We start from the raw sequence: 24,221 nt of genomic DNA, 5'->3' as shown, positions 1-24,221 counted from the left end.
GATCGTCCGCCCAGTCCATAGGCATCGGCTGGAAAATCGCACCGAAGGCTAAAGATTTCGCAATGCGTGCGTTGCGATGCCGGCACAATCGACCCGTCGTCCGGCATCAAGTTGCGCGTGCGAGCAGCGGCGCTAATATCGTGGTCCGAGCGCGACGAAAGATCGTGCCGATGTGCGGAGGAAGCTGATGTCCATCTCGGGCAAGGTCGATCCGGTGGTGCGTCCCGTGGCGGCGACTGACATCGCCGAGGCGCTGGTCGAGGGTCTGCGCGATTTCCAGGCGCTGCCGCTCTACGGGCTCTGCTTCGGCGCGCTTTACGCGGCCGGCGGCATCGTCATCATGCTCTGCCTCACCGCCTTCGGCATGGTCTATCTGGTCTATCCCCTGGCCGCCGGTTTCGCGCTGATCGGGCCGTTCGTGGCGATCGGTCTGTACGAAGTCAGCCGCCGCCGCGAGCGCGGCGAGCCCGTTTCCTTCGGCGCGATCTGGTCGGCGATCCGCTCGCGCAGCGAGATCGGCTGGATGGCCTTCGTTACGCTGTTCGTGTTCGTGATCTGGATGTACCAGGTGCGGCTGCTGATCGCGCTGCTGCTCGGCCTGCACGCCTCGTTCTCGAGCCTGCAGGAATTCATGACCGTGGTGCTGACGACCAATGAGGGCCTGCTGTTCCTCGCGATCGGCAACGCGGTCGGCGCGGTGCTGTCGCTGATTTTGTTTTCGCTGACCGTGGTGTCGTTTCCGTTGCTGCTCGACCGCGAGGTCGATTTCGTCACCGCGATGGTGACGAGCGTGCGCGCGGTAGTGACCAGCCCGCTGCCGATGATCGGCTGGGCGGCGGTGATCGTGATGCTGCTGATCGTGTCGGCGCTGCCGTATTTTCTCGGGCTGGTCGTGACGCTGCCGGTGTTGGGGCACGCGACGTGGCATCTTTACCGGCGGCTCGTGGTGCCGGTGCCCGCCTAGGCGTCATTCCGGGGCGCCCGAAGGGCGAGCTACGATGCGCAATTGCGCATCTGAGAATCCATTCATCCACCAACTCTGTCGTCCCGGGCTCGCGCTTCGCGCGCCCCGGGACGACAGAAAGCTACGGCGTCTTGATCCCCATCGCCTTCAGCGCGTCCAGCATCCGCTGCGGCGGGCCCATCTTCACGACCAGCGGCTTGCCGGTCTCGAGCACGCTCTTCAGGCTGGAGAGGATCGCGGGCCAGCCCTGCCGTCCGCCGGCAAGGATGTCGTCGCTCAGCGGCCGGTCATGACCTTCGCTCATGGTGAGACGAACCGCATCGCCGACCCGTTCGATCTCGTAAGTCACCAGCGTCGGGCCGAGCTTTTCGATCAGTTCCGGCCAGTTGACGTTGAAGGTGACAGAGAGTTTTCGCGGCGGGTCGTAAGCGAGTACCTCGCCGCTGATGTGCAGCGCGCCATCGGGCGTGCGCACGATGAAGGCGCCGCCAAGGCGTGGCTCGACCTCCACGATGTTGCCGAAGAAATACTGCTTGCTGAACTCGGCCGAGGTCAGCGCTTCCCACACTTTCTCCGGCGTGGACGCGATGTAGATGGTGTAGACCGTCAGCGGCTTGAATTGATCGAGGTTCATTTTGCGTCGAATCCCTTGTTCAGGGCTGCGCGGGGGATGCCGAGCAGCTTGCCGGTTTCGAGCAGGCTCTTGAGCTGGGACAGGATCGCGGGCCAGCCATTGGAGACGGCGCCGAGATATTTGCCGCCCTCGACGAAGCCGTCATGCAACACGGTCAAACGCACGAGCGAGCCGAATGGTTCGAGCGTGAAGACGACGCGCGAGATCGGCTCGCCGCGCAGTTCCTCGAATTTCTGGTGCTTGAAGCTGTAGGACAAACGCCGCGGCGGATCGGCTTCGAGGATTTCACCGGAGTCGGTGACCTCGCCGTCGAGCGTGAGCGCAAAGGGCGAGCCGACCTTCCAGTCCGATCGGACCTCGGCCCCGAACCAGTATTGCCTGGTGAACGTGCTCGATGTCAGTGCGTCCCACAGTTTCTCCGGCGTGGTCTCGATGTAGGTGACGTAGACGAATTGCGGCTTACTCATCGCGCTTCTCCAACTGACGTTTCAACTCGCTGAGTGCGACGAGCTTGTCGCGCTCGAACTTCCTGATCCAGCGTTCCCCGATCTGATGGATCGGCACCGGGTTGAGGTAATGCAGCTTTTCGCGGCCATGCCTGATGGTCGTGACCAGATTGGCCTCTTCGAGAATGACAAGGTGCTTTGTGACGGCTTGCCGCGTCATCGCGAGGCCCTCGCAAAGATCGTTCAGCGTCTGGCCGTTCCTGGCGTGAAGCCTGTCCAAAAGCGAGCGTCGTGACGCGTCGGCGAGCGCTTTGAAGACCTCATCCATGACGACGATAATAGGCAACCAAAAGGTTGCATGTCAAGATGGTGTCTTTGGCCCGGGCAAATGACCGTGTTAGCCTTTCATCTCAGCCAACGCAGATTGGTTCCGGGGAGGACATTGATGTTCCGTTGCGTCCTGACTGCTGCAAGCCTCGTCCTTTTCGCCTGCAGCACGCTCGTTCACGCCCAGAAGCAGACGATCGGCGCGCCGCCGGAAGCGTCCAACATGAAGCTGGTGGGCACCGACGATCTGCAGGCGCGCAGCGCCTATCAGCCGACCATCCATCACCAGGGCGACCGCTGGATCGCCTATATCGGCCATCACGGCGGCACCGACGACGTGCCCAATCCGGTCAATCTGATGACGGGGCAAGCCGAACCGAACGGAACCTCGATCGTCGACGTCACCGATCCCGCGCATCCGAAATATCTGCGGCACCTGCCGGGGCAGGAAGGCACGTATGAAGGCGGCGGCGCGCAGATGGTGCGGGTCTGCGACGGCAAGTTGTTGCCGAAGGGCGATCCCAACGCGGTCTACATGCTGCGCACCTTCGGCAGCGAGGCGCATGAGATTTGGAACGTCGCCGATCCCGCCAATCCCGCGCTGATCACCCGCATTGCCGGCTTGAAGGACACGCACAAGAGCTGGTGGGAATGCGATACCGGCATTGCCTTCCTCGTCTCGGGCGCGCCGGACTGGCGCACGCGGCGGATGACGCAGGTTTATGATCTCTCCGATCCTGCGCATCCGCAGAAGATCCGCGACTTCGGCCTGCCGGGCCAGGAGCCCGGTTCGACCGGCGCGGTACCGACCGAATTGCACGGGCCGATCTCGACCGGACCGAACGGCAACCGGGTCTATTTCGGCTACGGCACCAACAAGGGCGGCATCTTGCAGATCGTCGATCGCGAGAAGCTGTTGACCGGGCCGAAGGAGCCGACGCCGGACAATCTGCGCTATCCCGAGATCGCGCGGATGCCGATGTCCGCCTTCAACGGTGCGCATACGACGTTCCCGATGCTCGACATGCCGATCGCCGAGTTTGCCGAGGACAAGGACGGCAGGACGCGCGACATCGTGATGATCGTGGACGAGGCGATCTTGAACGAATGCGGCGAGGCCCGGCAGATGGTGTGGTTCGCCGACGTCACCACCGAGACGCGGCCGATGATGATCTCGAGCTACACGGTGCCGGAGGCGAGCGGACAGTTCTGCCAGCGCGGCGGCCGTTTCGGCTCGCATTCTTCGAACGAGAGCATGGCGCCGGTCTATTACAAGAAGATGGCCTTCATCGCCTTCTTCAATGCCGGCGTGCGTGCGCTCGATATCCGCGATCCCTATCATCCGAAGGAGGTCGGCTACTTCATCCCGGCGATCACGCAGGCGACCGACAAGCGCTGCATCCCGATCGAAGGCGGCGCGCGATGCAAGGTCGCGATCCAGACCAACAATGTCGAGACGGACGATCGCGGCTACATCTACATCGTCGATCGCGCCAACACCGGCCTGCATATCCTCGAATTGACCGGCGCCGCGCGCGCCGCCGCCGGCCTGCCGAGGAACTGACGATGCGGCGCGGGGCGGCGATAGCAATTGTCGCGATCGCGCTCGGCGTCTCCGGTGTCGGGGCCTATCAGCTTGCGCCGCAGCCGGTGGAAGAGACGGCGCGCTGGCGCGAGATCGCCTGGTCGTTCCCGCGCGATGGCTGGCCGGCCGGGCGCGCATTCCGCTGCGAGGGTCCTTGCGCGGGTGCCGAGCTCTATATCCGCGCCAAGCGCGGATTCTGCAATTGCGACCGCGGCGTCGCCGATGACGATGAGGTGGATCGTGTTGCGGATATCGATCTGATCAGTCCGCGCTTTGCGGCGGCTGCGTCGGGCGAGGAGGTGGGGCTCGGTGAGATGCGCGGTCGCGCGCGGCGATATGATCTCGATATGGCCGACGGTGTCCGTCACGCCGCGATCGGCGTTGCTGTCTCACGCCGCTGCGATCTGTTCGTTGCAGCGGCGCAGGGGCGTGGGGAAACAAAGGCGATTCAGCGCGCGGCGCTAGCGTTTCTGGAGACGCAGGAGATGAGGACATGGGTGATGGCGGCGCTGGATGGCAAGTGAGGGGCTTGGTTCTTCGCCTCTCCCCGCGTGCGGGGAGAGGACGGAATGCGCGCGCAGCGCGGATTCCGGGTGAGGGGGAGCCTCCGCGAGTCCGTCTGTCACCGTCCCTGCGGAGACTCCCCCTCACCCTAACCCTCTCCCCGCAAGCGGGGAGAGGGGACGAGCCGCCTTCCATCCCCGCCCGTCTCATGCATTGATGTCCCAAACCGCTTTCAGCCGAGTCCTCCCCATGATGTCCATGCAAGCCTATCTCGCCTTCGTCGCCGCCTGCATTGCGCTGGCCTTGCTGCCGGGGCCGATCGTGACCCTCGTCATCGCCAACGGCCTGCGCTATGGCACGCGCTCGGCGCTGACCAACATTCTCGGCGTGCAGATGGGGCTGTTGATTGTGATCGGCATCCTTGCGGTCGGTCTCACCACGCTCATGGCGACGATGGGCTATTGGTTCGACTGGGTGCGCTTTGCAGGCGCGGCCTATCTGGTCTGGCTCGGCATCAAGCTGATCCGCGCTCCGGTTGAAGGCGTCGACACCGACGCGCCTCCGCCTCCCCCTCGCGGCGGCTTTCTCCTGCAGGGCTTTGTCGTGGCGTTGTCGAATCCGAAGCTGCTGGTGTTCTTCGGCGCGTTCATTCCGCAATTCATGGACATGAGCAAGGATCACCTGTCGCAGGTCCTGGTGCTCGGATTAACCTTCATGGTGCTTGCCGGCCTGACGGACGGAATCTACGCGCTGCTTGCCGGTCAGGTCCGCGGCTTCTTCTCGGCGCGCCGCACGCGCCTGGTGTCGCGTGTGTCCGGCGGCTTCATGATCGGCGGCGGCATCTGGCTGGCGCTCATCCGCGCGAAATGAGCCGTCCGGCCGGTTGAACCTTCGTCTACCGCGGTGCGTCCAAGGAAGCATTGCCGTTGACGAAGGATTATTGCCGTGCCGAATTTGCCGCCGCTGGTCTACGCGATGCTGCTTGCGCCGCTCGCGCTGATCCTGATTGCCGCAATCGTGAAGACCTGGCAGGTGCGCGAGGCGCGGAGCTGGCCGCAGGCAGCCGGCAAGGTCGTCACTGCGGTCGCGGAGGTGCGCGAGGTCAGGATGTCCGACGACGAGCGCGAGGACGGCTATCGCACCGAGAGCCGCAACTTCGCCAACGTCACCTACGAATATTCGGTCGGCGGCCGCAAGCTGCGCTGCAACCGCATCTCGATCGGCGAGGACCTCGGCAATTTCCAGGTCGCCGAGAAGCTGGCGAAATACCCGGCCGGCAGCATCGTCACCGTCTACTACAATCCGCGGCATCCCGATCAGGCCGTGCTGGAGCGCGCCCTGCCCAAGGGCCTGTGGGGCTGTCTCGGCATCGGCTCGGCGATCGTGATCGCCATCATCTTCGGCTCGGCCTTCGGCCTCAACCAGAGCTACCAATATCTCGCGCATCACATCGGACGTCCCGATCTTGCGGGCCTCGTCGTCGGCTTCGGTGCGTTTGGTCTCGTCATCGCGCTGATGGCGTGGGCCGTGCAGCGGCAGGCATCGATGGCGACGCGCTGGCCGGTGGTGCCGGGCACGATCAAGCTGTCGGGCATCGAGGAATATCACGAGGCCAGCGAACCGGGCGAGCGCCGCGGCATCGAGATGTTCGGCAAGCGCGTGACCTACACCTACCTCTATCAGAACATCAGCTACACCAATGAATGCGCGCGCGTCGCGGCGGAAACGCCGTCGGCGTCCGACGAGATGCTGCGCAAACTGATGTCGCGCTACCAGGACGGCACGACCGTCGACGTCCGCGTCAATCCCGCCAACCCGGCCGAGGCCACGCTCGATGCCCGCGGCGACGGCCGTTTTGCCTATGTGCTGTGGGGCATTGCAGCGATCTTTGCCGCGCTGGCGCTGTTCGTGGCGACGCGGGGCGGCTGATCTTCACCTCGCCCCCTTGCGGGGAGAAGGAGCGCACCGTCGACTTGGCTGCCTACACCAACAGCTCCGCCTTCAACGCCACCTCGATCTCCACAAAAATCCTTGCGAGCCGTTCGGCCCATTGCTGCTGGCCGGACTGATCCGCGATCAAATCCTGGCGGATCTCGATGCCGGTGTTGACGAGGCCGCGGGCTTCGCCGTGCACGGGGATGGTGTAGTCGGTGAGGTCGCTCACCGCATAGGGCTCGTTGTCGCCGACGACGAGGTCGCTCTCGTTGCGCAGATGTTTCAGCAGCAGGTGCGGCAGCACGGTGTCGCGATTGTAGAGCGCGCCGATGTGCCAGGGCCGTGCGACGCCGGCATAAACCGGCGTGAAGCTGTGCAGCGATACCAGCACCGTCGGCCGCGCCTCGTGCAGGCGTCGGCCGATCGCGGCATCGATCCGATGGTGATAGGGCGCGAAGATCTCGCGGCGCCTTGCCTCGCGCTCGCCCTCCGAGATTGCCTCATTGCCGGGGATCACTGTGGCTTCGGAGATCACGGGGATCGAGCTCACCGCAGCCGGCGGGCGGTTGCAGTCGATCACGAGCCGCGAATAGCGTTGCGCGATCAGATGGGCGTCCAGCATCTTGGCGAGGCGCTCTGCGACGCCGGCGATGCCGATGTCCCAGGCGATATGCCTGACAAGCTCGCTCTCGGGCAGGCCGAGGTCGCCGAGCGCGCGCGGCAGCACCCGTCCGTAATGATCCGAGGTGAGCAGCAAGGGCGATGTGCCCCCTGCATTCACCTCATGCACTGGCGGAATGTCCCCCTCGCCGAGCAGTTGATCGGCCGCCTCCGCTGTGTCTAAAGCCATCCTGATTGCCTATGGAAAAAGCAGTCGCCCCGAAAAATGGGCGGGAATCGGTATAGATTGGCCCGCCCAAGATCACCATGATTGCTCGACGATGCCGCTCCTGACGATTCACCACAAGACCGAATATCGCTACAACAGGCCTGTGGCGTTCGGCGAACACCGCATCATGCTGCGTCCGCGGGACGGGCACGATCTGCGCGTGCTCGATTCCAGGCTGAAAATCTCGCCGGAGCCGATGTCGCTGCGCTGGATCCATGACGTGTTCGGCAATTCGGTCGCGATCGCCAACTTCGACGAGCGCGCGGACCATCTGACCTTCGACTGGCACGTCACCGTCGAGCACAATCCGGTCGAGGAGTTCGCGCTGACGGCCGACGATGCGGCCTATTTCTATCCATTCGTCTATGACGACGAGGAATTTCCGGACCTCATGCAATACAGCACGCCGCAATATGCCGATCCCGACGGCGAGCTGTCGGAATGGGCGCGCGGCTTCCTCGACGAGGACGCGCCGACGCCGACCTTCAAGATCCTGAGCGGCATGACGCACGCCATCCGCAAGCAGTTCAAATATCGCAAGCGGCATGAGCCGGGCACCAAGCATCCGCTCGACACCTTGCAGTCGGGCACGGGGACTTGCCGGGACTATGCGCTGTTCATGATCGAGGCGCTGCGCCAGCTCGGCATCGCCGCGCGTTTCGTCTCCGGCTACGTCTTCGTACCCGAAGACATCGCGCAGCGCCATGTCGGCGGCGGCTCGACGCACGCCTGGGTGCAGGTCTATCTGCCGAGCGCGGGCTGGATCGAGTTCGATCCGACCAATGGCATCGTCGGCACGCGCGACCTGATCCGCGTCGCGGTCGCCCGCGATCCGCGCCAGGCGATCCCGCTGCATGGGGTCTATATCGGCTCCGAAGAGGCCTTTGACGAGATGGAAGTGAACATCAACGTGGTCTCGGACGAGGAGCGCAGCAGCGAGGAGCTGGAGACGGAGGCCCTGTAAATCCGCCGCGATTTGCACGCCGCTGATTGACGGCTATACAGGGCCATGACCTCCGATCGTCTCTTCGTCTACGGCACCCTGATGCGCGGCTTCGACCATCCGATGGCGCGGCTGCTCGCGGGCCACGCGGATTTTCTCGGTGAAGCCACCTGCCGCGGCCGGCTCGTGCTGGTGAAGCATTATCCGGGATTGCTGCTGTCGGATGCTGCGTCCGACCTCGTGCACGGCGAGCTCTTCCATCTGCGCGTGCCCGACGAGCTCTTGCGCGAGCTCGACATGTACGAGGCCTGCGGCGAGGGCTTTCCGGAGCCGACCGAATATCTGCGCGAGCTGATCGACGTGACGCTGCCTGACGGCGCCACGGAGAAGGCCTGGACCTACGTCTACAATTGGCCCGTCACTGATCTGCCCCGCATCGAGTCGGGGCGGTTTCTGGAGCACTGACAGCGGTTGCCTTTCTCACCTCTCCCCGCTTGCGGGGAGAGGTCGGATTGCATCGCTAGATGCAATCCGGGTGAGGGGGTACAGGTCTATCGGGAGATCTCACTCGTGGAGAGAGGCCCCTCACCCCAACCCTCTCCCCGTAAGAACGGGGCGAGGGAGCGCACCGTCATCTCGGCTCTAAGCCGACAGCACTTCCTTCACCACGCGCACGTCGACCTCGTGCTCGACATAGGTCCATTCCTCGGTCTGCCTGAGCATCGCGACCAGCTCCTCGAACAGCTCGGCGTCTGGGGGCGCGAATTCGAACCAGGTCAGGAAGTCGAAGGGCCCGCCGAGGTCGCGGGAGTGATAGAGCTGGCGCGCGATCGCAGGCAGAAAGCGCAAGGTGCTCGCAATGTGATGCGACTTGTCTTCAAAAATCTCGCGCCGTTCTTCCTGGGTCAGGTCCCACCACGCCTGCGACTTGCGGATCGGGATCAGCGCGGCGCTCGTCGCCTCGGGCCGGCCGAGCTCGGCCTGCACCGCGACGAGCTGCTCCTTTTCGGCGCGCTCGGTGTAGCGCAGGCTGCTGGGTACGCCGGCCAGCCGCCATGCATTGCGCGAGGGCACCAGCGGCAATGAGACGGCCTCGCTGTCGGTCACCGACAACGCCGGCATGAAGGGCAGGGGCTCACCCGTGACTGATGAAATCGAGGTTACACGCCAGCCCCCGGTGTGGCCGCCCCGAAAGGTCCTGAACATGGCCCATGGAAGCGCGGAACCGGGCGGGGTTCAAGTGGCTATGTCCGGCCATTTCGGGTTACCCGTTCCGTCATCCTGAGGCGCTCACACCGCAAAGCGGTGGGAGCCTCGAAGGATGAATCGGCCCGGATGCAGCCGGGCCGTCGCCCTTCGAGGCTCGCCGAAGGGGCGAGCGCCTCAGGGTGACGGAACGGGTAGCCCGGGAAAACTCCCTGTGAATAGGTCGAATAACCCGGATAACCCGCCCAAACCTAGCCTTTAGCCGGGCCGCACCTATATGCCTGATCCTTCGCCCGACTCACCCCGGTTCGCGCTACACAGATTCCATGCGCTTCACGCCCCAATTCCTCGACGAGCTGCGTGCCCGGCTTTCGGTTTCCGAAGTCGTGGGCAAACGCGTCAAGCTGAAGAAGGCCGGGCGGGAGTGGAAGGGGCTGTCGCCGTTCCAGCAGGAGAAGACGCCGTCCTTCTACGTCAACGACCAGAAGGGCTTCTACCACGACTTCTCCTCCGGCAAGCACGGCGACATCATCACCTTCGTGATGGAGACCGACGGCCTGCCGTTCGCGGAGGCTGTCGAGCGGCTCGCCAACATGGCGGGCCTGCCGCTGCCGGCGGTGACGCCCCACGCGGCGCGCGAGGAGCAGCGGCGGCGCTCGCTGCATGACGTGATGGATCTCGCCGCCAAGTATTTTGCGGAGACCTTGGCCTCGCGCGTTGGTGCGAAAGCGCGCGGCTATCTCGCCGACCGCGCCATCTCGCCGGCGACGCAATTGCAGTTCCGCCTCGGCTACGCCTCGCCCGATCGTTTTGCGCTGAAGGAGCATCTCGGCAAGCTCGGCGTCTCCGTCGAGGACATGGTCGAAACCGGGCTGTTGATTGGCGGCGACGACATCCCGGTGCCTTACGACCGCTTCCGCGATCGCGTGATGTTTCCGATCACTGACTTACGCGGCCGCGTCATCGCCTTCGGCGGGCGCGCGCTGGAGAAGGACGTTCCCGCAAAATACCTGAACTCGCCGGAGACGCCGCTCTTCCATAAGGGCGACAATCTCTACAATCACCAGACCGCGCGCAAAGCCACGTATGACGGCGGCGCGCTGATCGTGGTCGAAGGCTATGTCGACGTCATCGCCATGGTCACGGCCGGTTTTCCGGGCGCCGTCGCGCCGCTCGGCACCGCACTCACCGAGAGCCAGCTTGCGCTGCTCTGGAAGATGGCGGACGAGCCGATCCTCTGCTTCGACGGCGACCGCGCCGGACAGAAGGCGGCCTATCGTGCTGCGGACCTCGCCTTGCCGTTCCTCGCGCCGGGCAAAAGCCTGCGCATTGCGCTGCTGCCGGAAGGGCAGGACCCCGACGATCTCGTGCGCTCGGGCGGGCGCGGCGCGATCGAGGAGGTGATCAATGCTGCCCGTCCGCTCGCCGACATGATCTGGTCGCGCGAGCTCGAAGGCGGCAATTTTGCCACCCCGGAGCGCCGCGCCGCGCTGGAAGCGCGCATCAAGGAGCTCTGCAACGGTATCCGTGACGAGGTGGTGCGACGCTATTATCGCGACGATTTCGTCGAGCGGCTGCAGCGCACCTTTGCGCCCGAGGGGGGCCGCGGCGGCTTTGCCGGCCGGGGCAATTTCCGCCCCGGTGGCGGCGGCCGGCCGTTCCAGCCGCGCGGCGGGGGCGGCGCGAATCGATTCGGCGGCCAGGGATTTGGCGGAGGCCGCCGTGGCCCGCCCGGTCCGGCCCTGCTGCCCTCCGGCCCCTACCAGGCGGCGAGCCCCCAGCTCGCGGCCAGCCCGATCATGAAGGGCCAGCGCAGCGCCATCTCCCGCCGGGAGGCCCTGATCCTGCAGATCCTGATCAACCATCCCTGGCTGCTGCACGATCATCTCGAGGAAGCGGCGAGCCTGGAATTCGTCCACTCCGACGTCCACAAGCTCCGGGCCGGGATCATCGCAGCTTTCGCTAACGATCATCATCATTCTCCGGACCCCGAGGAGCAGGCCGAGAAGATGCGCGCCGACCTCGAGAAAGGCGGATTTACGACGTTACTTCAAAGGGTTGAGAGCGCCATCACCACCGCGGCGGTGTGGGGGGCCCGGGAGGGCGCGGCACGGGATGACGTTCTTGCCACCTGGCATCAGCTCGTCGCCTTGCATCGGCAATGGCATTCACTACTTAGGGAGTTGAAGGACGCCGAGCTGGCCTTGGGGGAGGACCCCAGCGAGGCCAATTTGGCATGGCTGCGTGACGTCAAGGCTCGGATAGGCGAAGTCGACGGTACCGAGGCCCTGATCGAGGGTTTTGGCGAACTGTCGGGCCGGTTCCAGAAGAGCGTGTGATGAAAGAATCATGCGGACGGCCGGGCTAGGTACCGCTAAAAGACTCGCCAAATCCAAGGTTTGGCGGCAAAAACAGGGTTAATCGAGGCTTAACGGTCTTGTAGCACTTTGGCCCAGAGGCGGCCGCAGGCAGAACAGACGCGTCAGGAATGAATCCGCGCAATCGCTGTTGGCACTACACCTGCATCCGCCGCGACAAAGAGGCTCACGAAGCGTTAGGCAATTCCGGCGAGAGAAAGATGGGGGGTGGCGAGAGAGATGTGCGCCGCCCTTTCCGTGTCGAGAGCTGCCGAAGCGAGAGCGTCGAGCAACAGGTTCAAGTGAATTCACGCGGGCGCGGCGATCGCCTCGCATGAAGCGCGTTTAGGAGCAATGGATGGCCACCAAGGCAAAGACGCTGCAGGCGAAGGACAAGGAAAAAGACGACAAGGCAGCGGACGCGCCGGAGAAGGACTCCCAGGACGCGCCGTCTCCCTTGCTCGATCTGTCCGACGCGGCAGTGAAGAAGATGATCAAGCAGGCCAAGAAGCGCGGCTTCGTGACCTTCGATCAGCTCAACGAAGTCTTGCCGTCGGACCAAACCTCCCCCGAGCAGATCGAGGACATCATGTCCATGCTCTCGGACATGGGCATCAACGTCACCGAAGCCGACGATAGCGAAGGCGAGGAAGACAAGGACGAGGGTGGCGAGGACGAGACCGACAACGAGCTCGTCGAAGTTACGCAAAAGGCCGTCACCGAGGTCAAGAAGAGCGAGCCGGGCGAACGCACCGACGATCCCGTGCGCATGTATCTGCGCGAGATGGGCACGGTCGAGCTGCTGTCCCGCGAAGGCGAAATCGCGATTGCCAAGCGCATCGAGGCCGGCCGCGAGGCGATGATCGCGGGCCTCTGCGAAAGCCCGCTGACCTTCCAGGCCATCATCATCTGGCGCGACGAGCTCAACGAAGGCAAGATCTTCCTTCGCGACATCATCGATCTCGAAGCGACCTATGCCGGCCCCGACGCCAAGGGCGGCATGAACACCGCGATGATCGCCGGTCCCAACGGTGAGAGCGGCGAAGCCTCGGCCGAAGGCGGCCAGGCCGCCGCGACCGGTGCGCCCGCGCATGTCGCGCCGCCCGCAGCGCCGCCGGCGCCGACCCCGTTCCGCGCCGCGCAGCCCGCCCCCGGCGGCCAGGGCGGCGAGGAGAAGGATCCGGGCGAGGCCGCGGCCGAAGCCGACATGGACGAGGACGACGAGTTCGAGAACCAGATGTCGCTCGCGGCGATCGAGGCCGAGCTCAAGCCGAAGGTCGTCGAGATCTTCGACAAGATCGCCGAGAGCTACAAGAAGCTGCGCAAGCTTCAGGAGCAGGACATCCAGAACCAGCTCGAGAGCACCTCGCATGGTCCCTCGCTGTCGCCGCACCAGGAGCGCAAGTACCGCAAGCTCAAGGACGAGATCATCGTCGAGGTGAAGTCGCTGCGCCTGAACCAGGCGCGTATCGACTCACTCGTCGAGCAGCTCTACGACATCAACAAGCGCCTCGTCTCGCATGAGGGCAGGCTGATGCGTCTTGCCGACAGCCATGGCGTCGCGCGCGAGGACTTCCTGCGCAACTACACCGGCTCGGAGCTCGATCCGCGCTGGCTCAACCGTGTCTCGAAACTGTCGGCCAAGGGCTGGAAGAACTTCGTCCACCACGAGAAGGACCGCATCAAGGACCTCCGTCACGAGGTGCATCAGCTCGCGGCGCTGACCGGTCTCGAGATCATCGAATTCCGCAAGATCGTGCACTCCGTGCAGAAGGGCGAGCGCGAAGCCCGTCAGGCCAAGAAGGAGATGGTGGAAGCCAACCTCCGTCTCGTGATCTCGATTGCGAAGAAGTACACCAACCGCGGCCTGCAGTTCCTCGACCTCATCCAGGAAGGCAACATCGGCCTGATGAAGGCGGTCGATAAGTTCGAGTATCGCCGCGGCTACAAGTTCTCGACCTACGCGACGTGGTGGATCCGGCAGGCGATCACCCGCAGCATTGCGGACCAGGCCCGCACCATCCGCATCCCCGTGCACATGATCGAGACGATCAACAAGATCGTGCGCACGAGCCGCCAGATGCTCAACGAGATCGGCCGCGAGCCCACTCCTGAGGAATTGGCCGAAAAGCTCGGCATGCCGCTGGAGAAAGTGCGGAAAGTCCTCAAGATCGCCAAGGAGCCGCTCTCGCTCGAAACGCCGGTCGGTGACGAAGAGGATTCACATCTCGGCGATTTCATCGAGGACAAGAACGCGATCCTCCCGATCGACGCCGCGATCCAGTCCAACCTGCGCGAGACCACCACGCGCGTGCTGGCTTCGCTCACCCCACGCGAAGAGCGCGTTCTGCGCATGCGCTTCGGCATCGGCATGAACACCGACCACACGCTGGAAGAAGTCGGCCAGCAGTTCTCGGTGACGCGCGAACGTATTCGTCAGATCGAAGCGAAGGCGCTGCGCAAGCTGAAGCATCCGTCCCGGTCGAGGAAGCTGCGGAGCTTTTTGGACAACTAATTCGGATCGCTATGCTCGGGCGTGGCCTGGGCATCCATCCAAACGAAAACGGCGGGCCGAAAGCCCGCCGTTTTTCTTTGTGCTGGCGCCGGGATTTCTTCGGGGCGATAGTCAACCGCAAAGTAGTCGCTGCCGTTGTTTGCTCGTTCCGCCTTCGTGGCTCGTTCCACTTGGTTTTCAACCCTGTCAAGCTATGCCCGACTCCCATCTCACCGTCTGGTACAACACCCGCTGCCCAGTCTGCGACGCCGGCATCGACTGGCAGCGCAACAAGCTGCTTGCGCTGGTGCGGGCGGGCAATGTCGAGTTTAAGGACATCAACGAGCAGCCTGATGCGCTGGTGCATTTCGGTGCGTCGCTCGACGACATCAGGCGGCGCCTGCATGCGACCGATGAGGCCGGCCGGCTCATCGTCGGTGCGGATGTCGCGATTGCGCTCTGGCGGATAACGCCGGGGGAGGGGTGGCTTGCGGCGCTGTTCGGCAATCGCCTGACGCTGCCGTTCACGCGGTTCTTCTACGACCGGTTTGCCGATCTGCTGTTTGCCTGGAATAAGTGGTGCGGGCGCTGGTGAGCGCCTGCTAGAGCATGATCCGGACCCGAAGGGCCGCGCTAGCGTAAAGTGTGAAGCGGTTTTCCGACGAGATCATGCTCAAACAAAATGTCGGCCTATTTCTTCTTCACTCCCACCCGCTCGATCCGCTTGATCTCGAGCGGCGGGCGGCCGGATTTTTCGGCGATCTCGCGGTCCTGCTCCATGATGAAGCCGCGCGCGGGTTCGTCGCCGTCGAGGCCGCCGAGCAGCTCGGCGGGGACGCGGCGGTTGGAGCGCTGGGAATCGTCTTCATAGACGACGTTGAAGAAGGCGAATTCGCCTTTGGGATTGGTTCCGGGTTTTTTGGCCATGGCGGCTTGTCGTCGATCAGGGCGTCGCAGTCAAATGACTTCGCGCGTTGCGCACGCCAATAGAAGCGGAATCGGCTGCGCAACCGATCGACGATATCATGTCAGAGGGGAGTTTTCAGGATGGAGCGCCCGGCGCTTCAGGTCCGATGTGGACCCTCAATAAACGGCGGGCCGCAAAGCCCGCCGTTTATTTTTGGCCTTCAGCGTCGCCCGGGGCTGGCAGGGCAACAACCTAAAATAGAAGGCTAGTACCATCGCCATGTGATGGCAAGGCAAATCGTGGAGGCGTCGATGTCGCAGTGTGCGCATCAGATATGCGTCGGTCACGCGCGCCGCTGTCGCGCATTTCGAGCGCAGATAGTTGGACAATCAAAACACTTTATTCACGTTATTGACTCTCGCGATGCAGCGAGAGTCGCGCGTAGCGTATCAAAGCGCGCAGAGCTGCATCTTTTCCAGATGCTTGTATGGCGCCTATGCATTGCACGCGGGACGAGTTCCACCTTGCACTGCACATCTCAACGCGTGCGGGGTCGCTGTGCCAGTTCCTGTATTGCGAGTCGCGATCCGTGCCCGCCGTCGTGCTTGTCCTCATCGTCCTTACGCCCCTGCGCCATGATCGCACTGCCCATCGCGGCAGACCCGAACGTGATGAGGAAAGAGACGAGCAGGACGAGAAGCGGAATGCCGGGCGAGCGGTCGGCGAAGATCAGCTCGCGTAGATGCCCGGGATTGAGCCAGAGCAGGCCGCCGACGAGCAGAACCGCAGCGCAGGCGCCGATCGCGAGGTTGATGGCGAGCAGGCGGAACAGGGGAATGCGGAGGAGGGAGGGGCGGGTCGGCATGACGATGGCCTCAATGCTGGCTCAACGCATCGACTGACAGCGCGGCGCAAGCATCGACATTGTAGCGCGATCTCTCTCATCCGTCATTCCGGGGCGCCCGCAGGGCGAGCCCGGAATCCATTTCGCCACCGACTCTGCCGCTTAATGGATTCCGGGCTCGCGACTTCGTTGCGCCCCGGAATGACGAGAGAGAGTTACGGCGCCACCAGCTCGACCCGCCGGTTCAGCGCACGGCCGGCGTCCGTTGCATTCGAGCCGACCGGCGCCAGCAACCCTACGCCGGCGGTGCGCAGCCTTGGCTGCGCAATCCGAAAACTCTTCACCAGCTCGGCCGCCACCGCCTCCGCGCGGGGCTTCGAGAGGTCGAGATTGTATTCATAGGCGCCCTGGCTATCGGTGTGGCCGACGATGAAGACGTTGAGCTGCGGCTCGCTGGTCAAGAGCTTTGCGATTTGCTCCAGCGTCGGGCGGCTCTCGGGTTTCAGCACGGCCTTGTCGGTGTCGAAATAGATGCCGTAGAGCGCGATGTGGCCGGTCTCGCCGAGGCCTTTGGCCATCGCCGCGGCATCGACCATCTTGTTCGCGATCGCCCCTAACTCGGCGACGGTCACCTGCGCGTAGATCTCCTGGTTGTTCTGGCTGACGATGACGCTGGCAAACGTCTCGCGGCCGCCCTCGGTCTTGCGGCCGGCGACATAGCGGTAGTTGAAGCCGTCGACCCACATCTGCGGCACCGGCAGCGTGTCGATGGCCTCCGTGAACGGAATGGCGCCGCAGGCGTCGGTGTCGCAGGCGAGCAGCGTCTCGAAACCGGCTTTCGCAAGCTGCGTCTCGAAATTGCGGGAGACTTCGAGAATCGAGGGGCCGGGATTGGTGCGGTAGGCGATGCGGAAGATCCGGCCCTCGAGCCGCCGCGCGTCGGTCGGCTGGCCGTCCTTGAAGGCCGCCGCCTGCATCCGCGCCGCGTCAAAATCCTTCACGACATAGCCGGTGATGACGCTGCCAGCGAAGCGGCCGATGCCGGGATAGTCGCGTCCGCCTGCGGCATCGCGCGTCTGCGCGGCGGCGGCGGTCGGGAGCGAGAGCAAAGCGAGCACAACAAGCATCCGGTGCGGAATCGGCATGGTCATCTCGATCGGTTGGGGACAGGGTGAGCGCTGCCCTTTAGTCGCGCCCAAGATGAGATCGGTTCTGGCGAGGTTTTGCCGCTTTGACGCGAATCCGGTTCCCGGGCATGATTACCTGCTGATTTCCACGCATCGCCCCAAAGGATTGTCCCACATGCTGAGACCGCTTCTCGCCGCCGCCTTCATCGTCTGTTGGGCCGGCGGGTCGGCTGAGGCCGCGCGCTGCGGCGGCGATTTCAACAGCTTCGTCGCCAGCATGACGTCGGAAGCGCAGGCCGCCGGCGTCTCGGGAAGCGTGACCAGCGCGGCCTTCAGCGGCATCACCCAGGACGGTGCCGTGCTCGCCTTCGACCGGCGCCAGCGCTACACCTTCAACAAGAGCTTTGAGCAGTATGTCTCGACCCGCGTCGGCCCGGGCCGAATCAATGGCGGCAGGGCGCTGCTGCAGCGGCACGCCGCCTTGCTCTCGCGCATCGAGCAGCAGTTCGGCGTGCCGCGCTATATCCTGGTCGCGATCTGGGGGCTGGAGAGCGATTTCGGCAAGGGCGACATCGGCAAGTTGCCGGTGATCCGCACGCTGGCAACGCTCGCGCATGACTGCCGCCGCACTGACCTGTTCCAGGGCGAGCTGCTCGCCGCGCTCAAGATCGTGCAGCGCGGCGACCTGCCGCTGCGCGACCTCATCGGCGCCTATGCCGGCGAGATCGGCCAGACCCAGTTCCTGCCGTCGTCCTACGTCAAATACGGCGTCGATTTCGACGGCGACGGCCATGTCGACCTCCGCCACAGCGTCCCCGACGTGCTCGCGTCCACCGCCAACCTGCTCCACACCAACGGCTTCAAGATGGGTCAGCCTTACGGCGAAGGCACCGCCAATTTCGAGGCGATGCGGGAGTGGAACAGGGCGGTGGTGTATCGCAAGACGATCGGGTATTTCGCGGACCGGCTGGCAGGGCAGTGAGGCGAGCTCCAACCGTCATAGCGAGCGCAGCGAAGCAATCCAGAATCCTTCAGCGGAGACAGTCTGGATTGCTTCGTCGCTACGCTCCTCGCAATGACGACGTGGGGACGCTGTCGCGTCCCTGACTACTTCCCCGCGCCCTTCGCCATCCTCTCCAGCTTGCGCTGCAGCGGCGCCCAATAGGTGCCCGGGCGGAAGCGCTGCAAGAGGTCCATGAATCTTGCGTCGTTGCCGATCAGGATGCGCGGCTCGTTCCGTTCGATGCCCTTGATGATGCGCAGCGCGGCGTCCTTCGGTGTCGTCTTCGCCGCGGTGTCGAACCGCTCGATCATTTGCGAGCGCCGTGCGTTGTCGGTGACGCCGACCCCGGTGCGCGAATTGCGCGCGATGGCGGTGGCGATGCCGCCGGGATGCACCACCGACAGTCTGACGGGACTGCCCGCAACCGCAAGCTCATGCCGCACGCTCTCGGAAAAACCGCGTACCGCGAATTTGGCCGCCGCATAGGCCGATTGTCCCGGCGGCGCGATTATGCCGAAGATCGACGAGACGTTGACGATATGCGCCTCGGCCTGCGTCTTCAGATGCGGCAGGAAGGCGCGCGTGCCGTGCACCACGCCCCAGAAATTGATGTCGAACAGCCAGTCCATCTGCGCCTGGTCGCTTTCCTCGAACGTGCCGAGCAGCGCCACGCCGGCATTGTTGATGACGATGCCGAGCTGTGGATGCGCGGCGGTCGCATCACGCGCGAACTGTGCAATGTCGCCGGCCTCGCTGACGTCGACGCGGTGAACGGTCACCTTGCGCTGCTTGCCGATCTCGTCGGCCAGCGCCTTCAGCCCAGCCTCGTCGCGATCGGCGAGCGCGAGGTCGCAACCGCGCCGGGCGAGCTCAATGGCAAGGGCGCGGCCAATGCCGCTCGCCGCTCCCGTGATGGCGGCGGCGCCGCGAATCACCGTCATGATGCCTCCCGTCAGGTCCCGGAAAGGGAACGAGGATTTGCTTTTTTTTCGGAACGGAACCGAACTGGAGCCGGGTTCCGACTTTAACCTACGTTACTTGAACGGCGGCAGGCAATATTGGGAGCCACCGATGGGCCAATCAAAACCATTTCGCTCGACTGCACTCATCGTTGAAGACGACGCCATGCAGCGGGAGATGCTCTGTCTGCTGCTGGAAGAGAGCGGCTACCGGGTCATCCAGTGTGAGAGTGCGGAAGCTGCCGAACGCGTGCTGGAGAAGAACGCCGGCGCGCTATGTCTGATGCTGACGGACGTGCAGCTCGCAGGCCGCATGAACGGGGTCGAGCTGGCCTATGTCGCCAAGGACCGCAATCCGAAGCTCGACGTCGTCGTGACCTCAGGCCGCCCGTTGAAGCAGCCGCTGCCCGATGGCGCGAAATTCTGGGCCAAGCCGTGGGCGCCGCTGGACGTACTGCGCGAGGCGGAGATAGCGCAATTGTCCTGACGGCTGATTGCGACGGTTCGCTTTCTCGCCGCGCGGCGGGGTGATAGGGTCGGCCCATGTCCTGGTCCTTCCTGCTCACCTCGCTGATCGTCGTCGCCTCGCCCGGCACCGGCGTTCTCTACACCCTGGCCGCCGCACTTACCCGTGGCTCGCGCGCCAGTGTCGCGGCGGCATTCGGCTGCACGCTCGGGATCGTGCCGCATATGGTCGCGGCGATGCTGGGCCTTGCCGCTGTGCTCCACACCAGCGCGCTCGCCTTCGCCGCGCTGAAATGGGGCGGCGTGCTCTATCTGCTCTACATGTCCTGGCAGGCGCTGCGCGAGACCGGGGCGCTGGCGGTCGAGGGCGAGATCAAGGAGCGGTCGAGCGGCCGCGTCATCGCCACCGGCTTCCTGATCAACATCCTCAATCCGAAACTGTCGATCTTCTTCCTCGCCTTCCTGCCGCAGTTCATTGCGGTGGATGAGGCCCATGTGCTGGCGCGGATGCTGGAATTGAGCGGCGCCTTCATGGCGATGACCTTTGCCGTGTTCGTCGTCTACGGCCTTTGCGCCGCCTCGGTCCGCGAGCGCGTCATCTCACGGCCCCGCGTCATGGCCTGGCTGCGTCGCAGCTTTGCGGCGGGCTTTGCCGCGCTCGGTGCCAAGCTGGCGTTTGCGGAACGGTAGGACGCTCGAGCATCCGCGCCTCTAACACGCGCCCTTCTTTCTTTACCTCTCCCCCGCTTGCGGGGAGAGGTCGGATTGCATCGAAGATGCAATAAAAAAGCGGGCCTCGCGCCCGCCACCTTCAAACCAACCTTGTCTGACGCCCGGGCGGAGGGAGACTCCACCCGGGCAAAAGAACATGCTGCGTTACTTCTTCTTGGCGGCCTTCTTGGCCTTTTTCTTCGTCGCCTTCTTCGCCTTCTTCGCTTTCTTAGCCATAGTATCCTCTCAAGGGTTCATGGTTAAACGCGACACGAGGGATGCTCGGCGGAGGGCCAGCCTCGCAACATCCTCGATCACAAGCTCAGCAGATTCGCAGGTTTCTGCCCCGTGCTGTCACATCCGTGTCATCGTGTTATCCACAGCTCAGATGCGTTTTTGGGTGATTTATGCCCGCGAATCCGCATCGAAGCGCCGTCCACGACATGCCTAACGATCCGACAATGCGCGCGCCGCGTTCATGAATCCAAAACCAAGGGCGCGCTTTGACGGATCGCAGTGAGACTCCGTTAAGTGCAACCCGCGCATTGTTTCCCGCAAGAAAACGGGGACGGGTGATGGACGAACGGCTGCCACAGATGGGGGGCGGGACGCTGCGCGTGCTGCCGGCGCCATGCTGAACGTACCGACACTCTGGACGGTGTTCGTCGTCAACTTCCTGGCGCTCGGCCTGATCTGGGCCTACGTGACGCGCTCCTATCCGAAATTCGCGGCCGCGCGGTTCTGGATGGCATCATCCTTCGTCGGAGCCGCCGGCGCGATGACGGCGCTGGCGCGCCTGTTCGTCTCCTCTCCTTTGCCGCTCCTGTCCGGCGCTGCCGGCGTCATCGCAGCGAGCTGCCTTGCCGCCATGGGCATCCAGCGCTTCTACGATCGGCCCGTGTCCTGGCGCGTCATGACCGTAACGGGTGGTCTGAGCTTCGCCGGCGTCGTGGTCTTCATGATCGGTTTCGAGCATGTGCAATTGCGCATGCTCAGCTACACGATCGGCCAGGCCTTGCCGCTGGTGCTGGCGCTGCGCCTGCTGCTGTGGCCGCCGGAAGGCCGCGCCAGTCCCGGCGCCAAGCTGTCCGGCATCGTGATCCTGAGCATCATCGTGATCTTCCTGATCCGCGCGATGGGCAATCTGCTCGGCTATGATTTCTCGGCAAGGGCCGGTGGCCAGACCCACGCCGTCATGGTGCTGGGGCTGCTGTTCCTGTCGATGACGCTCAATTTCGGCTTCCTGCTGATGGCGATGGATCGCCTGCGGGGCGAAGTTGCCGACCTCGCGCTGCTCGACGATCTCACCGGCGTCGCCAACCGTCGGCATCTGTTGCAGCGCCTGTCGGAGGAATGCGCCCGTTCAGAGCGCAGCGGCGAGCCGTTCTCGCTGCTGGTGATCGATCTCGACGGCTTCAAGTCCATCAACGACACCCATGGCCATGCCGCGGGCGATGCCTGCCTGCGGCACTTCACCCTGATGGCGCAGACGCGGCTTCGGCCCGGCGACATGCTCGCCCGCACCGGCGGCGACGAGTTCTGCGTCGTGCTGCCGTCCTCCTCCCTGCGCGAGGCGGCCGCGATCGCCCGCCGCGTGCTCGAGGTCTGCCGCCAGGACGCCGCAAGCTGCACTGCCAAGGACATCCCGATCGCGATCTCGATCGGCGTTGCGGAGTGGGACCGCGGCATCGGCCAATTCCCGGACCGCCTGATCGCGCATGCCGACCACGCCCTCTATGCCGCCAAGAAGAACGGCAAGAACGATTTTGCCGTCTACGATCCGGCGCCGCCGCTGTTGCCGGAGCCGGGTGGGTTTGGCGAAGCCGCGCGCACATTCGCGCAAGACCCTGTTGCTTGAAAGGCCTTGTTGTTTGATCCGTCTGGAAAACCGCCGCGCACTTTTCCGGATCATGCTGTAGGCTTGGGCTCCGCTTCTGGACCCGCATGATGATCTCTCGCCTGCTCGCGGCACTTTTCGCCGCCCTTCTGATCTCCCCCGCCGCCGCAACCGACGCCGAGATCGCAAAGCTCGCGCGCCGCCCCGGCACGCCCGACATTCCCGGCCTGAAGATCGTCTGGCTCGCGCCGTGGGGCGACGTCCAGAACGCCCATCCCTGGCGCAACATCATCGTGCACCAGACCGAGGGGCCGACAGGCTCGGCCCGCGGCGGCGCGGCGGAGCAATCGAAGAACCCGACGCGCCGCGGCGTCACGGTGTGGGTCGAGACCGACGGCACGATCTATTGGGCGGTCGCCGAAAACCTGGTGCCAACCCATGGCGACGGCGCCAACCGCAACGACAACAAGTACATCGACAACAAGGCGACCTATCGCCAGGTCGTGCGCGACAACTCAATCGGCGTCGAGTTCGCGGGCAATTATCCCGACGTCACTGCAGGTCCCACCGAGGCGCAGGTCGCGGCGTGGAAGGTCCTCGTGAAGGTGCTGCGTGCGCGCTACGACATTCCGCTCGACCACGTCTATGCGCATAACTGGATCGACTACAAGGACGCCCGCTATTGCGAAGGCTGCTGGCTCGCGACGCTGGCGCGGACCTGGGGAGAGTAGAGCTAAAGCGCGATGACGATCCATCGAGATCTCATCGCGCTTTAGCGAGCCTTCCCCGTTCAAGGGAAGGCCTTGGGCAGGTCGGCCGAAGGCTTTGTGACGATCTGGTGCGCATCGCGCCAGATCACCTCGCGCTGGTGCGAGGTCACGATCGTGCGCACCGGCAGGCCACCTTCCTCAAGCAGCCAGGCGCAGTAACGCGCGCGGCTGACCGCTTCGCGGGCTCGTGGATCGAACCAGCAAATGCCCCAGATCGAGTCGCGCCGCTTGAAGTGCCGCGCGATGCGCCCCGGAAACGGCAGATGCCTTGCGAACCAGTCGAACTGGTCCTCCAGCTCCCGCCGAAGCCAGTCGGGACAGTTGTTCCGCTGGATGTACCAGGACGCACGAAAGAAGCCGCTCTCCACCCGGCTGTGCGGGTGGATGAGCGGTGTAACGAACCGCAAATACATGACGACACGGCGCGACGCCGTGTTGCGTCACGCCCCTCGTAACCAGATGGGATGAAATGCAGGAACAGCCGCGAAGCGGCGTTCAGCTCATGACCGGTCGCCGGTCCCCGGTGGGCGGCGGCGGTCGGAACGTGTCGATCTCAACTTCATGCCGCCTCCCTTGAGAGCGTGAGCAGAACGGCGCGGGCTTGCGCCGGGGCCGCAGCACTTACACCAGCCGACGTCCCGCGACAAGCACGATTGAGCCGGAATGATCATGCACGCGCGCACTTCCCTTCTCTTGCGAGGGGAGAGGCGAAGCAGAGTTAGACCGCCTCCGACATCCACCCGAAGAACCGCCGCATCAATCCCGGCCGAGGCGGCAATGCCGGCGGCCCGTCTGCGGCCAGCACGCGTTTGAAGAAGTAGTCCGGAAACACCATCGCGGACCAGAAGGCGCTGCGCGCGCTGCCGCCGCATCGCTTCGTGATGCACGGGAACGGCGGCAACGTTCGCTATCTCTATGCCGAGCTGCTGCATTGCGCCTGCATCTTCATCGGCACGCAGGCCGCATACGAGGCCTATCGCGGCATGCTCAGCCGCGGCAATGATCAGCCCGATGTCGTCTCCGCCGACTACAAGACGCAGGCGAGCGCGCTGCTCGACGAGACCCCGGCGCAACTGGAAGACCAGGTCGAGCCGGAATCGCTCGCGGATCATTTTCGCGCGTTTTATTGAGCGGCTTCTTCCCCCTCGCCCCCGCTTGCGGGGAGAGGGTCGGGGTGAGGGGAGTCTCCGCAAGGGAGGTGACAGAGAAACTCGCGGAGCGTGCCCCTCACCCGAATTCGATCTGCGATCGAATTCGACCTCTCCCCGCAAGTGGGGCGAGGTGAAGACCCCAACAAAAAAGCCGGCGCTGCCG

The 24,221-nt window shown here is 64.3% G+C and carries 26 protein-coding genes; 16 read left to right on the top strand and 10 right to left on the bottom strand.

The annotated features are described in order from the left end of the window. Window positions 1-187: 187 nt before the first annotated feature. A complete protein-coding gene (locus tag RAD16_RS28975) occupies window positions 188-964 on the top strand; it encodes a DUF2189 domain-containing protein (RefSeq protein ID WP_458161241.1) in 777 nt (258 codons plus the stop codon). A gap of 121 nt (window positions 965-1,085) precedes the next feature. Here the strand turns inward: RAD16_RS28975 and RAD16_RS28970 are convergent, their stop codons facing one another. From RAD16_RS28970 to RAD16_RS28960, 3 genes are read right to left on the bottom strand one after another with little or no spacing between them, the layout of a single operon-like run. Beyond that, window positions 1,086-1,598, bottom strand: a complete 513-nt coding sequence (locus RAD16_RS28970) for an SRPBCC family protein (RefSeq protein ID WP_458161240.1) — start codon at window positions 1,596-1,598, stop codon at window positions 1,086-1,088. Further along, on the bottom strand, window positions 1,595-2,065 hold the full coding sequence (locus tag RAD16_RS28965) for an SRPBCC family protein (protein WP_458161239.1): 471 nt from the start codon (window positions 2,063-2,065) through the stop codon (window positions 1,595-1,597). The genes RAD16_RS28970 and RAD16_RS28965 overlap by 4 nt, the downstream gene beginning before the upstream one ends. Then, window positions 2,058-2,372 (bottom strand): ArsR/SmtB family transcription factor, encoded by a 315-nt coding sequence (locus RAD16_RS28960; protein ID WP_458161324.1) that lies wholly within the window; start codon window positions 2,370-2,372, stop codon window positions 2,058-2,060. The genes RAD16_RS28965 and RAD16_RS28960 overlap by 8 nt, the downstream gene beginning before the upstream one ends. Window positions 2,373-2,489: 117 nt before the next feature. On the opposite strand from RAD16_RS28960, the gene RAD16_RS28955 reads away from it, so the two are divergent. From RAD16_RS28955 to RAD16_RS28940, 4 genes are all read left to right on the top strand, one after another. Beyond that, on the top strand, window positions 2,490-3,935 hold the full coding sequence (locus RAD16_RS28955; protein WP_458161238.1) for an LVIVD repeat-containing protein: 1,446 nt from the start codon (window positions 2,490-2,492) through the stop codon (window positions 3,933-3,935). A gap of 2 nt (window positions 3,936-3,937) precedes the next feature. After that, window positions 3,938-4,480: a hypothetical protein gene (locus tag RAD16_RS28950; RefSeq protein ID WP_458161237.1), complete on the top strand. Its 543-nt coding sequence runs from the start codon at window positions 3,938-3,940 to the stop codon at window positions 4,478-4,480. A gap of 232 nt (window positions 4,481-4,712) precedes the next feature. Then, complete coding sequence (locus RAD16_RS28945) at window positions 4,713-5,330, top strand: LysE family translocator (protein WP_458161323.1); 618 nt, start codon at window positions 4,713-4,715, stop codon at window positions 5,328-5,330. 75 nt (window positions 5,331-5,405) lie between these two features. Next, a complete protein-coding gene (locus RAD16_RS28940) occupies window positions 5,406-6,389 on the top strand; it encodes a DUF3592 domain-containing protein (protein WP_458161236.1) in 984 nt (327 codons plus the stop codon). A gap of 52 nt (window positions 6,390-6,441) precedes the next feature. Here RAD16_RS28940 and RAD16_RS28935 read toward each other — a convergent pair whose 3' ends face one another. Continuing rightward, entirely contained in the window at window positions 6,442-7,245 is an 804-nt protein-coding gene (locus tag RAD16_RS28935) for an N-formylglutamate amidohydrolase (protein WP_458161235.1), read from the bottom strand. 91 nt (window positions 7,246-7,336) lie between these two features. Here RAD16_RS28935 and RAD16_RS28930 point away from each other — a divergent pair, with 91 nt between their 5' ends. Together RAD16_RS28930 and RAD16_RS28925 are read left to right on the top strand one after the other, a co-directional pair. After that, window positions 7,337-8,248 (top strand): transglutaminase family protein, encoded by a 912-nt coding sequence (locus RAD16_RS28930; protein ID WP_458161234.1) that lies wholly within the window; start codon window positions 7,337-7,339, stop codon window positions 8,246-8,248. A 45-nt stretch (window positions 8,249-8,293) separates the two neighbouring features. Then, window positions 8,294-8,692, top strand: coding sequence for a gamma-glutamylcyclotransferase family protein (locus tag RAD16_RS28925; protein ID WP_458161233.1), 399 nt, complete (start codon window positions 8,294-8,296; stop codon window positions 8,690-8,692). Between the two features lie 177 nt (window positions 8,693-8,869). Here RAD16_RS28925 and RAD16_RS28920 read toward each other — a convergent pair whose 3' ends face one another. Continuing rightward, window positions 8,870-9,433 (bottom strand): chlorite dismutase family protein, encoded by a 564-nt coding sequence (locus tag RAD16_RS28920; protein ID WP_458161231.1) that lies wholly within the window; start codon window positions 9,431-9,433, stop codon window positions 8,870-8,872. A gap of 326 nt (window positions 9,434-9,759) precedes the next feature. On the opposite strand from RAD16_RS28920, the gene dnaG reads away from it, so the two are divergent. The 3 genes from dnaG (at window position 9,760) to RAD16_RS28905 (ending at window position 14,879) form a co-directional block, all read left to right on the top strand. Next, on the top strand, window positions 9,760-11,772 hold the full coding sequence (dnaG, locus tag RAD16_RS28915) for a DNA primase (RefSeq protein WP_458161229.1): 2,013 nt from the start codon (window positions 9,760-9,762) through the stop codon (window positions 11,770-11,772). Between the two features lie 376 nt (window positions 11,773-12,148). After that, window positions 12,149-14,305, top strand: a complete 2,157-nt coding sequence (rpoD, locus tag RAD16_RS28910; RefSeq protein WP_458161227.1) for an RNA polymerase sigma factor RpoD — start codon at window positions 12,149-12,151, stop codon at window positions 14,303-14,305. 193 nt (window positions 14,306-14,498) lie between these two features. Next, the gene (locus RAD16_RS28905; protein ID WP_458161225.1) at window positions 14,499-14,879 is read left to right on the top strand and encodes a thiol-disulfide oxidoreductase DCC family protein; all 381 of its coding nucleotides are present in this window, start codon (window positions 14,499-14,501) and stop codon (window positions 14,877-14,879) included. 95 nt (window positions 14,880-14,974) lie between these two features. Here the strand turns inward: RAD16_RS28905 and RAD16_RS28900 are convergent, their stop codons facing one another. From RAD16_RS28900 to RAD16_RS28890, 3 genes are all read right to left on the bottom strand, one after another. After that, window positions 14,975-15,211: a hypothetical protein gene (locus RAD16_RS28900; RefSeq protein ID WP_166818340.1), complete on the bottom strand. Its 237-nt coding sequence runs from the start codon at window positions 15,209-15,211 to the stop codon at window positions 14,975-14,977. A gap of 518 nt (window positions 15,212-15,729) precedes the next feature. Continuing rightward, entirely contained in the window at window positions 15,730-16,056 is a 327-nt protein-coding gene (locus RAD16_RS28895) for a hypothetical protein (protein ID WP_458161223.1), read from the bottom strand. 194 nt (window positions 16,057-16,250) lie between these two features. Further along, window positions 16,251-17,180 carry an OmpA family protein gene (locus tag RAD16_RS28890; RefSeq protein ID WP_458161222.1) on the bottom strand — a complete coding sequence of 310 codons (930 nt, stop codon included), beginning with the start codon at window positions 17,178-17,180 and terminating at the stop codon, window positions 16,251-16,253. 157 nt (window positions 17,181-17,337) lie between these two features. Between RAD16_RS28890 and RAD16_RS28885 the strand changes: the two genes are divergently transcribed. Further along, entirely contained in the window at window positions 17,338-18,144 is an 807-nt protein-coding gene (locus tag RAD16_RS28885) for a lytic murein transglycosylase (protein ID WP_458161221.1), read from the top strand. A gap of 125 nt (window positions 18,145-18,269) precedes the next feature. Here RAD16_RS28885 and RAD16_RS28880 read toward each other — a convergent pair whose 3' ends face one another. After that, the gene (locus RAD16_RS28880; RefSeq protein ID WP_458161219.1) at window positions 18,270-19,106 is read right to left on the bottom strand and encodes an SDR family NAD(P)-dependent oxidoreductase; all 837 of its coding nucleotides are present in this window, start codon (window positions 19,104-19,106) and stop codon (window positions 18,270-18,272) included. Between the two features lie 130 nt (window positions 19,107-19,236). On the opposite strand from RAD16_RS28880, the gene RAD16_RS28875 reads away from it, so the two are divergent. From RAD16_RS28875 to RAD16_RS28860, 4 genes are all read left to right on the top strand, one after another. Further along, complete coding sequence (locus tag RAD16_RS28875) at window positions 19,237-19,611, top strand: response regulator (protein WP_458161218.1); 375 nt, start codon at window positions 19,237-19,239, stop codon at window positions 19,609-19,611. Between the two features lie 56 nt (window positions 19,612-19,667). Then, entirely contained in the window at window positions 19,668-20,279 is a 612-nt protein-coding gene (locus RAD16_RS28870; RefSeq protein WP_458161217.1) for a LysE family translocator, read from the top strand. Between the two features lie 652 nt (window positions 20,280-20,931). Continuing rightward, window positions 20,932-22,158, top strand: coding sequence for a GGDEF domain-containing protein (locus RAD16_RS28865; protein WP_458161216.1), 1,227 nt, complete (start codon window positions 20,932-20,934; stop codon window positions 22,156-22,158). An 86-nt stretch (window positions 22,159-22,244) separates the two neighbouring features. Continuing rightward, window positions 22,245-22,868, top strand: a complete 624-nt coding sequence (locus tag RAD16_RS28860) for a peptidoglycan recognition protein family protein (protein WP_458161215.1) — start codon at window positions 22,245-22,247, stop codon at window positions 22,866-22,868. Window positions 22,869-22,927: 59 nt separating this feature from the next. Here RAD16_RS28860 and RAD16_RS28855 read toward each other — a convergent pair whose 3' ends face one another. Further along, window positions 22,928-23,320: a hypothetical protein gene (locus RAD16_RS28855; protein ID WP_458161214.1), complete on the bottom strand. Its 393-nt coding sequence runs from the start codon at window positions 23,318-23,320 to the stop codon at window positions 22,928-22,930. Window positions 23,321-23,785: 465 nt separating this feature from the next. On the opposite strand from RAD16_RS28855, the gene RAD16_RS28850 reads away from it, so the two are divergent. Then, window positions 23,786-24,037, top strand: a complete 252-nt coding sequence (locus RAD16_RS28850) for a hypothetical protein (protein ID WP_458161213.1) — start codon at window positions 23,786-23,788, stop codon at window positions 24,035-24,037. Window positions 24,038-24,221 lie beyond the last annotated feature (184 nt).

It is taken from the genome of Bradyrhizobium sp. 18BD (assembly GCF_054185225.1).
This window is presented reverse-complemented; position numbering and strand designations above follow the sequence as displayed.

Bases quoted from the DNA above. Each gene is read 5' to 3' on its own strand.
- RAD16_RS28975 (WP_458161241.1), top strand. From the start codon at position 188: ATGTCCATCTCGGGCAAGGTCGATCCGGTGGTGCGTCCCGTGGCGGCG.
- RAD16_RS28970 (WP_458161240.1), bottom strand. From the start codon at position 1,598: ATGAACCTCGATCAATTCAAGCCGCTGACGGTCTACACCATCTACATC.
- RAD16_RS28965 (WP_458161239.1), bottom strand. From the start codon at position 2,065: ATGAGTAAGCCGCAATTCGTCTACGTCACCTACATCGAGACCACGCCG.
- RAD16_RS28960 (WP_458161324.1), bottom strand. From the start codon at position 2,372: ATGGATGAGGTCTTCAAAGCGCTCGCCGACGCGTCACGACGCTCGCTT.
- RAD16_RS28955 (WP_458161238.1), top strand. From the start codon at position 2,490: ATGTTCCGTTGCGTCCTGACTGCTGCAAGCCTCGTCCTTTTCGCCTGC.
- RAD16_RS28950 (WP_458161237.1), top strand. From the start codon at position 3,938: ATGCGGCGCGGGGCGGCGATAGCAATTGTCGCGATCGCGCTCGGCGTC.
- RAD16_RS28945 (WP_458161323.1), top strand. From the start codon at position 4,713: ATGTCCATGCAAGCCTATCTCGCCTTCGTCGCCGCCTGCATTGCGCTG.
- RAD16_RS28935 (WP_458161235.1), bottom strand. From the start codon at position 7,245: ATGGCTTTAGACACAGCGGAGGCGGCCGATCAACTGCTCGGCGAGGGG.
- RAD16_RS28930 (WP_458161234.1), top strand. From the start codon at position 7,337: ATGCCGCTCCTGACGATTCACCACAAGACCGAATATCGCTACAACAGG.
- RAD16_RS28925 (WP_458161233.1), top strand. From the start codon at position 8,294: ATGACCTCCGATCGTCTCTTCGTCTACGGCACCCTGATGCGCGGCTTC.
- RAD16_RS28920 (WP_458161231.1), bottom strand. From the start codon at position 9,433: ATGTTCAGGACCTTTCGGGGCGGCCACACCGGGGGCTGGCGTGTAACC.
- dnaG (WP_458161229.1), top strand. From the start codon at position 9,760: ATGCGCTTCACGCCCCAATTCCTCGACGAGCTGCGTGCCCGGCTTTCG.
- rpoD (WP_458161227.1), top strand. From the start codon at position 12,149: ATGGCCACCAAGGCAAAGACGCTGCAGGCGAAGGACAAGGAAAAAGAC.
- RAD16_RS28905 (WP_458161225.1), top strand. From the start codon at position 14,499: ATGCCCGACTCCCATCTCACCGTCTGGTACAACACCCGCTGCCCAGTC.
- RAD16_RS28900 (WP_166818340.1), bottom strand. From the start codon at position 15,211: ATGGCCAAAAAACCCGGAACCAATCCCAAAGGCGAATTCGCCTTCTTC.
- RAD16_RS28895 (WP_458161223.1), bottom strand. From the start codon at position 16,056: ATGCCGACCCGCCCCTCCCTCCTCCGCATTCCCCTGTTCCGCCTGCTC.
- RAD16_RS28890 (WP_458161222.1), bottom strand. From the start codon at position 17,180: ATGCCGATTCCGCACCGGATGCTTGTTGTGCTCGCTTTGCTCTCGCTC.
- RAD16_RS28885 (WP_458161221.1), top strand. From the start codon at position 17,338: ATGCTGAGACCGCTTCTCGCCGCCGCCTTCATCGTCTGTTGGGCCGGC.
- RAD16_RS28880 (WP_458161219.1), bottom strand. From the start codon at position 19,106: ATGACGGTGATTCGCGGCGCCGCCGCCATCACGGGAGCGGCGAGCGGC.
- RAD16_RS28875 (WP_458161218.1), top strand. From the start codon at position 19,237: ATGGGCCAATCAAAACCATTTCGCTCGACTGCACTCATCGTTGAAGAC.
- RAD16_RS28870 (WP_458161217.1), top strand. From the start codon at position 19,668: ATGTCCTGGTCCTTCCTGCTCACCTCGCTGATCGTCGTCGCCTCGCCC.
- RAD16_RS28865 (WP_458161216.1), top strand. From the start codon at position 20,932: ATGCTGAACGTACCGACACTCTGGACGGTGTTCGTCGTCAACTTCCTG.
- RAD16_RS28860 (WP_458161215.1), top strand. From the start codon at position 22,245: ATGATGATCTCTCGCCTGCTCGCGGCACTTTTCGCCGCCCTTCTGATC.
- RAD16_RS28855 (WP_458161214.1), bottom strand. From the start codon at position 23,320: ATGTATTTGCGGTTCGTTACACCGCTCATCCACCCGCACAGCCGGGTG.